This window comes from Desulfovibrio sp. (assembly GCF_009712225.1).
Lineage (GTDB): Bacteria > Desulfobacterota > Desulfovibrionia > Desulfovibrionales > Desulfovibrionaceae > Desulfovibrio.
This window is the reverse complement of the sequence record NZ_WASP01000005.1, coordinates 174322-186099: the sequence shown is the minus strand read 5'-3', so window position 1 is coordinate 186099 and position 11778 is coordinate 174322. Positions and strand designations below refer to the sequence as shown.

At 61.2% G+C, this 11778-nt stretch carries 10 protein-coding genes; 7 read left to right on the top strand and 3 right to left on the bottom strand.

Annotated features, from left to right (window positions below):
- Positions 1–89 precede the first annotated feature (89 nt).
- Positions 90–2111, bottom strand: a complete 2022-nt coding sequence (gene mutL, locus F8N36_RS04640; RefSeq protein ID WP_291331635.1) for a DNA mismatch repair endonuclease MutL — start codon at positions 2109–2111, stop codon at positions 90–92.
- A 192-nt stretch (positions 2112–2303) separates the two neighbouring features.
- Between mutL and F8N36_RS04635 the strand changes: the two genes are divergently transcribed.
- From F8N36_RS04635 to F8N36_RS04605, 7 genes are all read left to right on the top strand, one after another.
- Positions 2304–2609, top strand: a complete 306-nt coding sequence (locus F8N36_RS04635; RefSeq protein WP_291331634.1) for a hypothetical protein — start codon at positions 2304–2306, stop codon at positions 2607–2609.
- Positions 2610–2995: 386 nt separating this feature from the next.
- Entirely contained in the window at positions 2996–3766 is a 771-nt protein-coding gene (locus F8N36_RS04630; protein WP_291331633.1) for a DeoR/GlpR family DNA-binding transcription regulator, read from the top strand.
- 29 nt (positions 3767–3795) lie between these two features.
- Positions 3796–5127, top strand: coding sequence for a four-carbon acid sugar kinase family protein (locus tag F8N36_RS04625; RefSeq protein ID WP_291331632.1), 1332 nt, complete (start codon positions 3796–3798; stop codon positions 5125–5127).
- Positions 5128–5169: 42 nt separating this feature from the next.
- Positions 5170–6165, top strand: coding sequence for a 4-hydroxythreonine-4-phosphate dehydrogenase PdxA (gene pdxA / locus F8N36_RS04620; protein WP_291331631.1), 996 nt, complete (start codon positions 5170–5172; stop codon positions 6163–6165).
- A 152-nt stretch (positions 6166–6317) separates the two neighbouring features.
- Positions 6318–7679 carry a gluconate:H+ symporter gene (locus F8N36_RS04615; RefSeq protein ID WP_291331630.1) on the top strand — a complete coding sequence of 454 codons (1362 nt, stop codon included), beginning with the start codon at positions 6318–6320 and terminating at the stop codon, positions 7677–7679.
- Between the two features lie 99 nt (positions 7680–7778).
- The gene (locus tag F8N36_RS04610; protein ID WP_291331629.1) at positions 7779–8939 is read left to right on the top strand and encodes a glycerate kinase; all 1161 of its coding nucleotides are present in this window, start codon (positions 7779–7781) and stop codon (positions 8937–8939) included.
- 2 nt (positions 8940–8941) lie between these two features.
- Positions 8942–9244 carry a hypothetical protein gene (locus F8N36_RS04605; RefSeq protein ID WP_291331628.1) on the top strand — a complete coding sequence of 101 codons (303 nt, stop codon included), beginning with the start codon at positions 8942–8944 and terminating at the stop codon, positions 9242–9244.
- Positions 9245–9353: 109 nt separating this feature from the next.
- Here the strand turns inward: F8N36_RS04605 and F8N36_RS04600 are convergent, their stop codons facing one another.
- Positions 9354–10037, bottom strand: coding sequence for a hypothetical protein (locus F8N36_RS04600; RefSeq protein ID WP_291331627.1), 684 nt, complete (start codon positions 10035–10037; stop codon positions 9354–9356).
- A gap of 227 nt (positions 10038–10264) precedes the next feature.
- Positions 10265–11551, bottom strand: coding sequence for a radical SAM family heme chaperone HemW (gene hemW / locus F8N36_RS04595; protein WP_291331626.1), 1287 nt, complete (start codon positions 11549–11551; stop codon positions 10265–10267).
- Positions 11552–11778 lie beyond the last annotated feature (227 nt).

Below are 11778 nucleotides of genomic sequence, written 5' to 3'. Positions count from 1 at the left end.
ACCTCCTCCCCCCCCGCCCCCCCGCCCCCCCCCCCCCCCCCCGCCTTGCGCTACAGGCCTTGATGGCCGAACTGTCCACAAATTCTCTTTTACGACTGCCGCCGCTTGAACAGTTTTTCCAGTTCGGCGGAGTCCCAGCGCAAGACGCAGGGGCGGCCATGGGGGCAGTATTCGCGGTCGGGGGTTTCCAGCCACTGTTGCAGCAGCCCGGCGGCCTCGTCGTCGGCAAGGCGCTGCCCAGCCTTGATGGCCCCCTTGCACGACATGGATATGAACATGTCGGCCAGGTCATCCTTGCGACCGGCAAGAGCCTCGCGCAAAAAATCCCTGGTCTCGGCCCGCGAAAGCACCGGGGGCATGGCGTTGACGCGCAGGTTGCCACCACTGGTTTCCAGGGCAAAGCCCAGTGATTCGAGCCGGGGCCGTAATTCAAAAAACCGTTCCGTTTCAGCCGGATGCAGGGGCAGGTCAAGTGGCAGGGCCAGCAGCTGACCAGATCCGGCAAAGCCTCCGCGCCGCAGACGGGCGTAAAGCACACGCTCGTGGGCCGCATGCTGGTCGAGCAGCAGCAGTGCGCCAGAGGCGTCACGCAGCACCAGATAGGTCATGGCCACCTGCCCAAGGTAGGCAAACTGCCCCACGCTCAGGGGCTGGCGTTCCTGCCCGTGTGCGAAAACCTCAACCCCGGCATCCTCCCCAACCGCCGTACCTCCCGGCTGGAAGGGGAGCGTGTCGGATTGCATGCTTTGCGCATAGCCGGAAGCGTCTTCCGCAAGACCAGCACCCTCATCCAGACCAGATCTTTCCGGCGCTGCAACAAACAGGGCTTCGCCCCGCTGCACGGGCTGATAATCTGTAGCCTCAGCCCGCCAGACTGCGGCTCCGGTGGGGCCAGGAATGCATTGGTTTGCGCTTGCGGCATTACCGGGCACACTGGCCTGCCACTGCAGGTCGCGATCAGGCTCGCATTCCCGCTCCTGCGGGGCAATGAGCGGCGGATTGTCCAGCCGCCCCCAAAAACCCTGTGGGCGGGGGGCAGCATTTGAGGACGCAACGACGGAAGCATCCTCGACGCCGGGCCAGATGTTCTCCGCCACGTCAAACGAGGTGACCAGGGCGCTCTGTACGGCGTGCAGCACTGCAGAAAACAGGGCTGATTCATCGCGAAAACGCACCTCGGACTTGGCCGGGTGCACGTTCACATCAACCTCGGCGGGGTCCATTTCCACAAACAGCGCCACCTGCGGAAAATCGCGGCTGGTCATGCGGCCCTTGTAGGCCTCGCGCACCGCCGCCAGCAGGCGCTTGTCCGTAACCGATCGGCCATTGACAAAAAAGAGCATGCGGTCGCCGCGTGGCTGGCTCACGTTGGGCAGGGCGGCAAGCCCCCGCACCCGTATGCCGTGGCGGGTGGCGTCAAAGGGGCGCAGGGCCTCCACAATCAGCCGGGGCCAGAGCACGGCCAGCCGCTCGGCAAGATTCTGCCCGGGCAAAAATCGCAGGGCCTCGCGCTCGCCAGCGCTGAGGCTCAACCCCACGGCGGGGCGGGCCAGTGCCAGCCTCGCCAGCCAGTCCTGAGCTCGCTTGAACTCTGTGGAGGGGGTCTTTAAAAATTTCAAGCGTGCTGGTATGTTGGAAAAAAGATCGCGCACTTCCACGCGAGTGCCCCTGTGCAGAGCGGCAGGGGCAGAGACTGTCAGCAGGCCGTGTTCCACCTCTACCCTGTGCGCCCGGGACTGCCCGTCAGGGCCAACAGTGGCCGAGGTAATGGAAAAACGCGAAACCGAGGCGATGCTTGGCAGCGCCTCACCCCTGAAGCCGTAAGACCTGATGCGTTCAAGATCGGCCAGACTGGAAATTTTGCTTGTGGCATGGCGGGTAACAGCCAGTTCAAGATCGTCCGCGGCGATGCCGCAGCCGTCGTCCTGCACGCTGATAAGGCTCTGGCCCCCGTTTTCAAGGCAAACATCAATCTGCGTGGCATCCGCATCAAGGCTGTTTTCCACCAGTTCCTTGAGCACACTGGCAGGGCGCTCTACCACTTCACCGGCGGCGATCTGATTGCGCAATTCAGGCGGGAGCAAACGTATATGACGGTGTTTTTCAGACATGGGCCCAGTGTATTCGGGGGCGCTTCACAAGGCAAGCGGCCCTGTCTGCGCCGCATGCGCGCCTGCGCATGGCGAACAAATTGCGACCACGGGGCTTGCCTCGGCGCACGCTGTGCTTATGTATGGAAGGCGAGGCTGCGTATGCGCGCTGCCAAACTACTGGCGGCACGCAAAGCCAGCAGGGAGGTTTATATGCAAAGCAACACCATGAAAGCCATTGCCGAGCCGCTGCGCGGTACACCCGTGCCCACTGGCTACGATCCGGAACTGCTCTATGTAGAATGCGCCCGGTGCGGCTCCCCCGTAATGTGGGAGCAGGGCAAGGCAACACATATTCTCAATCTGGCGGGCATTGACCCCCTTGAGCTCGATTCTTCCTGCATGCTGGTTACAGACGGATGCCCCATGTGCAGCGGCAAGGATCAGTATTCAGTACAGATTTTCAGGGTCAGCGGCGAAGCCAAGACGCGCCGCCCTCCGTTTTTCGGCAACGCGTAGTAGCCAGCGCGGGTCTACCCCGCCCGCGTAAACCCCAGCAGAAGGCTGCCGGATCATGTGCCCGGCGGCCTTTTTGCATTTCTGCCACTCGTAACAATTTGTTGTAACAGACAAATTTCGCACTCTCAGTTCGCTCCCACGGTAAGCCCTGGGGGCTTTTTCTATTTTTGATGGGCTTCCTGTGGCCGGGCAGGCACAAAGGCCCGCCGGAAAGGGGCATCACGTTATAACAAAATGTAACATTGTTTGAACAGCATACAAATTTTTTAAGTTTCTATTCGGCAAAATATCCCCGTCCATCTTGACGATATCACCCACGAGGAGCATAACACAAAACAACAAATTTGAACCTAAATTAACACACAATTGTCACAAGCGGAGCCGCCATGTTGCCAGCCGAACGCCGCAGAGAAATGGCCCGACTCATCAAGAACAGGGGCGCCGTCAACACGCGCGAACTGGCCGAGGCTCTTGGCATTTCCACCATGACAGTGCGGCGCGACCTCAAGGTGCTGGAAGAACGCAACCAGCTTGAGCTCACCTGGGGCGGGGCCGTGCCCCTGAGCTTTGAGGCCAACGACATTCCCCGCGCCCGCAAGGCTGTTTCCATGCTTGAGGCCAAACAGGCCATTGCCCGCACTGCCAGCCTGCACATCAAGAACGAAGACTTCATCGCGCTGGATGCGGGAACCACCAGCCTTGAGCTGGCCCGCCTGCTGCCCGCACTGCCCCTCACCAGCCTTGGCGTGGTTACCCCCGACCTTGAAATAGCCCTGCTGCTTTCGGGCTGCGACCATATTTCCGTCTTTCTTTCCGGCGGGCTCGTGGACCCCGTAAGCCGCGCCTGCAACGACAGCGACGCCGTGGCCTATCTGCGCGGTCTGCGCCTTACCATGGCCTTTGTGGGCACCAACGTGTGGGACGCCCACCACGGTGTCACCACCAGCACCCCTGCCAAGATGCACTACAAGCGTCAGCTCATGGCCAGCGCCGACAAAACCTTTTTGCTGGCCGATTCCTCCAAGTACGCCAAGTTCAGCCCCTGGCTGGTGGCCGGAGTGGAACGCTTTGACCACATCATCACCGACGGCGGCCTGCCCGCTGAAGCCCAGGCAGCCCTGCACAATGCGGGCACGAGCCTGCGTGTTGCCGACTAGGCCCGTCACAACCACTGGAAGGTTACCGCATGATCATAGCCGTTATTGCCGACGACTTTACAGGGGCCAACGACAATGGCGCCCTGCTTGCCGCCAAGGGCTTTTCCAGCGCCACCTGCCTGGGCCTTGCCCACTGGAACCCGCAGGAATTCACGCAGTGCGACGCCGTGTGCCTCAATGCCGAAAGCCGCCTGCTGCACAAGCAGGAAGCCTGGCAGGCCGTGTACGACGGTATAAGCACGTTTAACAGGGAAAAGCCCGCCCTTGTTTCCAAACGCATAGATTCCACCCTGCGCGGCAACGTGGGCGCAGAACTTGAGGCTTCCATCAAGGCCATGGACGACACCCACGGCCACAGCGAAACCCTTGCGGTAATGGTTTCATCCTACCCGCATTCGGGCCGCATCTGCGTGGGCGGTTACCAGATTGTGCACGGTGTGCCGCTGGAGCGCTCGCCCATCGCCAAGGATGCCGCCACCCCTGTGCACCACACTGCTGTGCTCAAGATCATTGCCGACCAGACCAGCCTGCCCTGCGGCTTTGTGCCGCTTGAAAAGGTACTGGCCGGGCCTGCCGCCGTGCGCGAAGCCATTGAGGCCGCCCGCGCAAAGGGCTGCCGCGCTGTGGTTTGCGATGCAGTGTCGGACGACGACGTGGCCGTGATCGCCCAGTCGCTGGCCGATGCCCCTTACCCGCTGGTTTCGCACGACCCCGGCCCCTTCACCGCAGAACTGGCCGCCGCGCGCATCAAGGCCCCGCGTGCGGAATTTGAAAACCGCATTTTCCTGACCGTGGGCAGCACAAGCGAACTCTCGCGCGTGCAGATGGAGGCCCTGCGCCTGGCCCACCCCTGCCATATCGTGCCCATGGACGTGCGCAAGGTTCTGGAAGGCGAGGCTCAGTCGCAGGCAGAATGCCGCCGCGTGCTCGAGGCCGTTTTTGCCGCGCCTGAAGAAGCCAAGGTTCTTGGCGTGTGCACCTCCACCAGCAAGGAAGATGTTTTTTCCATGCAGGAGATGTCGCAGGCCCTCGGCATACCCCCCAGCGAAATTTCCCGCCGCATCAACATGGCCTTGGCCTATGTGGCTCAGGAAACCCTGAAGAACGAAGACCTGCGTATCGGCGGCCTGTACACGTCTGGCGGCGAGGTGACGGTTTCCGTCATGCGCGCCCTTGAGGCGGGCGGCTTTTCCGTGCGGGTCATGGTGCTGCCCCTCGCTGTTTACGGCCACATCATCGGCGGCCAGCAGCCCGACCTGCCCATGATCACCAAGGGCGGCTTTGTGGGTGACAAGGACAGCCTGGTGGAATGCGTGGAGTACCTGTTCACCAAGATTTCAACCCGCAAGCGCCCTGCCTAGACGCGGCCTTGCAGACAACACGATCAAAACAAGGATTCTGAGATGAAACCCCTGATTTGCGCGCCCATGGGCGATCCTGCCGGTGTGGGGCCGGAAATTCTGGCTGCCTCGCTGGCAGACAGCACCGTTACCGATATCGCCAGTGTTCTGGTAGTTGGCAATACCGAAATCATGCGGCGTGCCGCCGCCATCATGAAGGTGAACCTCGACTTCAACGAGGTGGACACCGATCTCAATGGCTGGCGCGATGACGCGGTCAACATCATCAGCCTGAACAACGTGGACATGTCCACTTTTGCCTACGGCAAGGTTCAGGCCCAGTGTGGCAAGGCCGCTTTTGAGTACATCAAGACCTCCATCGAGCTGACCATGGCGGGCAAGACCGCGGCTGTGGCCACCACGCCCATCAACAAGGAATCGCTCAAGGCTGGCGGTGTGCCCTACATCGGCCACACCGAAATATTTGGCGACCTTACCGGCACAAAAGACCCCCTGACCATGTTTCAGGTGCATAACCTGCGCGTGTTCTTTCTCACCCGCCACCTCTCGCTTATCGACGCCTGCCACGCCGTGAAAAAAGAGCGTGTGCTCGACTATATCGCCCGCTGCACCAGCGCCCTCAAGCTGCTGGGGCTGGAAAACCCCAGCATGGTCGTGGCCGGGCTCAACCCCCACTGCGGCGAGCACGGCCTGTTTGGCAACGAGGAAGACGTCGAGGTTGTTCCGGCCATTGCCGAAGCGCGCCAGCAGGGCTTTAACGTATCCGGCCCCAACCCGGCGGATTCTGTCTTTCATTTTGCCCTCAAGGGCGCGTGGGATGCGGTGCTTTCGCTCTACCACGACCAGGGGCACATTGCGACCAAGATGGTGGATTTTGAACGCACCATCTCCCTCACTCTGGGCATGCCCATTCTGCGTACCTCGGTTGACCACGGCACGGCCTTTGACATTGCCGGCACGGGCAAGGTCAGCGCCGTGAGCATGGTTGAGGCCATTCGCCTGGCGGCGGAATACGCGCCCAATTTCAAGAGGGCCTGATTTCTGGGCAGAGGATGTGACTTGCGCACCACAGCCGGAGGACGAGCAGAGCAACATACCAGAACACAAAACCAAACCGTCAACCGTTCCCCCAACCCTAACAGGTGCGGGCTGTTCCCCACCGTAGCGCAACCACATCCACGGAGGTTGAGATGACTGCCGTCCAATCGTTCGGCATCGGCTATTCAATGACCATGCTGTGCATTGCCATTGCCATAGTCATTGTGCTGTGCATTTGCTTTAAAATTCACGCCTTTGTTTCGCTGACTGCCGCCAGCCTGTTTCTGGCGCTGACGCACAACATGGAACTGGCCAAGATTGTTGTGGCCTTTGAAGGCGGCCTTGGCAAAACCCTGGGCTTTCTGGCGCCAATTCTGGCGCTTGGGGCCATACTGGGCAAATTGATGGAAGTTTCTGGCGCGGCCGAACGGCTGGCACGAACGCTCATCAATATTCTGGGTCAGTCAAAAGCCCACTGGGCCATGATGGTTGTGGGCTATATTTGCGGTATCCCCGTTTTTCTGCAGGTGGGCATCATTCTGCTGACGCCGCTCATGTTCTCCATCGTCAAGGAATCCAAGCTGCCCCTCATTCAGGTAGGTATGGCCCTTGTGGTGGCCCTTACCACGGTGCACTGCATCGTGCCGCCGCACCCCGCCGCCATGGCCGTTACAGATCTGCTCAAGGCTGACGTGGGCAAGGTTATCTTTTTTGGCCTGCTGGTGGGCCTGCCCGCCGCCAGCGTGGCTGGCCCCATCTACGGCAAGTTTATTGCCAAGCGCCTGCCCGCCGTGCCGCTTACCGGCGTTTACGCCAACACCGAGCCCCGCAAGGAATCTGAACTGCCGCCCTTTGGCAGCTCGCTTTTCGTCATGCTGCTGCCCCTGCTGCTCATGATCGCCAAGACCGTGGTGGAACTGACCATCGACAAGCAGCACCCCCCCGTTTACATGCCCTATGTAAACTTTGTGGGCACGCCCATGATCGCCCTGTTCATCTCTGCCGTGGTGGCCTACATCGTTTTTGGCCTCAAGCGCGGCTTCAACTGGGATCAGCTGGGCCGCTTCAGCGAGCAGGGCATGGCCCCGCTGGCTTCCATCATGCTGGTCATCGGCGCGGCTGGCGCGCTGAACCAGATCATCACCGACAGCGGCGTGGGCATCGTACTCAAGCAGGTGCTTACCAGCATCCACATCAGCCCCCTGATTCTGGCCTGGATCATCGCCATTGCCCTGCGCTTTGCCCTGGGCAGCGCCACCGTTTCCATGATGACCGCCGCAGGTCTTATCCTGCCCGTGCTCAGCAGCAACCCCGGCATTGACCCGGCCCTCATGGCCATTGTCATTGGCGCGGGCGCAACCGGCGCTTCGCACGTGACAGACTCCGGCTTCTGGTTTGTCAAGGAATCCCTTGGCATCCCCATGGGTTCCATGTATGCGACCTACACGGCTGGCACCACCATTGCCTCTGTGCTCGGCCTGTTTGGCACCCTTCTGCTTTCCATGTTCCTGTAAGAACCACAGCGCCGGGGTCTGGTATTTCACAGGCCCCGGCGCTATCATGGAACACGTAGTCTCTCTGCCACCGCAAGCCCCTCCACCAAGGAATCTGCAATGAAGATCGTCATCGCTCCCGACTCGTACAAGGAATGCCTGTCGGCCCTGCAAGTGGCCATTTCCATAGAATCCGGCTTCCGCGAGGTTTTTCCCGACGCGCTCTACATCAAGGTTCCCGTGGCCGACGGCGGCGAAGGCACGGTTGAGGCCATGGTTGAAGCCACCGGCGGCCGCCGGGTGGATACCACGGTGCGCGGCCCACTGGGCGACCCGGTAGAGGCCTTTTACGGCCTGACCGGCGACGGCAGCACTGCCGTTATAGAAATGGCCGCCGCCAGCGGTCTTGCCCTTGTACCTCCCGCCATGCGCAACCCCCTCAACACTACAAGCTTTGGCACGGGGCAGCTCATACGCTCTGCGCTGGATGCCGGGGCGCGCAAATTTATTCTGGGCATCGGCGGCAGCGCCACCAACGAAGGCGGCGCGGGCATGCTTCAGGCTCTTGGCGTGCGCCTGCTGGACGCAGACGGGCAGGAAATCGAACCCACGGGCATGGGCCTTGGCAGGCTCGCGCGCATAGACATGTCGAGCTTTGACGCGCGCCTTGCCGACTGCACCATTGATGTGGCCTGCGATGTGGACAACCCCCTGTGTGGCCCGCGCGGCGCATCGGCCATTTTTGGTCCGCAGAAGGGGGCCAACCCCGACATGGTGCAGCAGCTCGACGGGTATCTGCAGAATTTTGCGGCCATTGCGCGCCGCGACCTTGGCGTGGAAATGGCCGACCTGCCCGGCGCTGGTGCTGCGGGCGGTATGGGCGCTGCCATGTATGCCTTTTTGAAGGGCAGGCTGCGCCCCGGCAGCGAAATTGTAACCGAAGCCGTGGGCCTCGACGCGCACGTGCGCGATGCCGACCTTGTGGTGACCGGCGAGGGCCGCATTGACGGCCAGACCGCCTTTGGCAAAACCCCGGTGGGCGTGGCCCGCGTGGCCAAGCGCCATAACAAGCCCGTGATCGCCATTGGCGGATCGCTGCGGCACGATGTGGACGCTGTTTTTGCTCACGGCATCGATGCGGTTTCAAGCGTGCTTTACCGCCCCTGCACCATCGACGAAGCCCTGACCGAGGGCAACGAAAACCTGCGCAGGGCCGCGCGCAACATTGCCGCCATTCTGGCCATGGGCCTGAACCTTGGCGCAAACCCCACTGGCAGGTAACCATGTTTGCAGCCTACAGGCAAAGCTGGCGCACCCACCCCGGCTTCAATCTGCTGTTTCTCTGCGCCATGGCAGTGGCCTGGGGCATCTATGCCCTACTGTATACCGCGGCCCTGCCCTGGGGTTCGCAGCAGGCCAACGTGCTGGTTTTTGTGGTGGCGGCCCTGTGCCTCATTTTTATCTTTGGCACCCCGCGCTACGGCTTCAAGCCCACAGCGGTGCACTACGCCATCATGGCGGTTACCCTGCTGCCCTCGCTGCCCAACGGGCAGGAAATTATCCGGCAGAGCGGCCTGTTCTTCTGAGTTGCCGCAGCAGCGCAACACGCCAACATAAAGACGGCCACACCCCAGGGTGTGGCCGTCTTTCATTATCCTGCCCTGCGGAGATTGCCCCGCAGAATTTTTTGTCTTGTTACGCTTTCTTGGCGCGCAGGCCCGCAAAGGCCAGGATCACGCCCAGGGCAATGCCCAGCGCCGCCGCAAACACTACCTGAAAGTGGGCGGGCAGCATAAAGGTAACGGTGTGGGCCGGAATCCAGAAGAAAGGAATGGTCTTCTTGAGCACAAAGCTCCACATGGAATTCCAGTCAATGGAGCAGAACAGCGAAGCCACGTCGGGCTTGCTGCACAGACTGCGGAGCGTGCCGCCGGTCTTTGCGATGTGCAGGTCGGTGAGCTTGTGGGTAATCATCAGCACCGGTGCAAAAAGCACGTTGATGAGCACGCTGATGGAAAAGGACATAAGCAGCTTTGCGCCAAAGGTCGTGGGTGCGCCCGAAAGCAGACCCATTTCGTTGAGCAGCTTGAACGTACCCGCACCGTACACGGTAAAGGCAATCTTGATGCCCATGCCCAGAAAACCCCAGATAACAGCCTTGGGCAGCACACCAAAACCAGGCCTGTTATAAACACCCGTGGTAATGCGCAGGGCAATGCATTCGCCAAGGGTGGCCAGAATGGCAAACTTGAGAAAGCTCATGCCAAAAGGATACTGGGCAGTCAGGCTGATAAAGCCCTCAAGCGCTCCAGGGCCAAAAGCCAGCCAACCGAACGCCGCCACACAAACGCCAAAAACCACCAAATCCTTTTGCCGCATACCCTCTCTCCGTATTCTCGTTGACGCATACCCGGTTGGTCCGCGCTGCGAATGCCGTCTGCAGCGGGGAAGGATCAGCCATGGCCGCGCAAAAGCGCGGCCCGTCGCATCAGCCGTCAGACGGAGGGGGGAACCGTCAAAACCGGCTGCCGCATACTAGAGGCATTTTTGCTCCGCGTAAACACCCGGCAGGCACAAACCAGTCGATATGTGAGGGCAGACAAGAATCAGGCGCTGGGCCAGCGCACAGGACGGATTTCGGGGCTGTCCTCGTGCAGCGAGCTCTGCCCCGCGTCAGCGTGTTCTTCCACCGGCTGCGGCTTGAGCCCGCCCGCAAGCGCCGCCTGCCTGAGCACCTCACGCGTGCGGGCAAACAGGTTGCTGAGAATGGAGTTGGAAACCAGCATGCCGCTACGGGTAAGCCGCATATAGCCCTGACGGATGCGGATAAGCCCGTTTTCGTGCAGGGCCTGCACAAGGCGCTGGTGGTCGCGCACAAAGTCGCGTCCGGTCATTTCGCGGTAAGCCGCAATGCGCAGCCCCCGCGCCGTGCGCAGTCGCAGCATCAGCAGCTCCAGCACCCTGGTTTCGGGCGAGAGCTCTTCCACATCCTGCCCCAGTTTGCCCTCGCGCGTGCGCGCGTTCCAGGCGGTCTGGCTTGAGGGATTGGTCCAGCGGCGATTGTTGACCGTGGACGTGGCCGAGGGGCCAAGTCCCAGATAGTCCTCTCCCTCCCAGTAGCCCATGTTGTGGCGACATTGAAAGCCCATGCGGGCAAAGTTGGAAATCTCATAGTGCAGGTAGCCGTGCTGCTCAAGCATGGCTGCGCCTTCCATGAACATGATGTTCTGGTCGCGTTCTGGCGGCAGGGTCAGGCGGCCTTCCTCCACATCAAGCTCGATGGGCGTACCCGGCTCAAGGGTGAGCCCGTAGGCGGAAATATGGTCGGGCGCCATGCGTATGACGTCCTTGAGCGTTTGCAGCCACTGACGCACACTCTGCCCCGGCAGACCCCACATTAGGTCAAGGTTGATGTTGGCGCAGCCCGCCTCGCGCGCCAGAAAAGCCACGTGCAGGCTGTCCTGCGCCTTGTGCGGACGGCCCAGCAGGCGCAGCATGCCTTCGTCCATGCTCTGCACGCCGATGGAAAGCCGGTTGATGCCCGCATCCAGATACTGGGCGGCCCGGTGGCCCCCACGCAGGGATTCCGGGTTCGCCTCAAGCGTGATTTCTGCCTTGGGTGCCAGCTTGAAGTACTTGTTTATGCGCTCCATGGTCAGGCCGATGATGCGCGGCGAAAGCAGGCTGGGCGTGCCGCCGCCAAAAAATACGGTCTGCACTTCGCTGCCGCCCAGTTCGTCGCCCCAGTGGGCCAGCTCAAGAAACAGCGTATCCACATAGTCTCGCACAACTGGCGAGGTTGCGGCATCCACCCCACGCCCCAGCGGAATGGAATGGAAGGCACAATAGCGGCAGCGTGTGGAGCAAAAGGGAACATGAACGTACAAAAGCATAGACAATCCTGTGGGTGACAAAAACACGACGCTCCGCAGGCCTTGTGGGCCGCGCGAAACCTTGATGGGCCAATGTTGCAATAACATTGCAAGGAATATGCCCGCACCTGCCTCTCTGGCAGGAATTCCGCGCATGGGCGGCTGCCCGCCCTTGGCAAAACGGCCAGGGCGAAGTATATTCACCTATTCGAACGCGGCGCAAGCATCAGGCCACGGCCTGCCGCCTG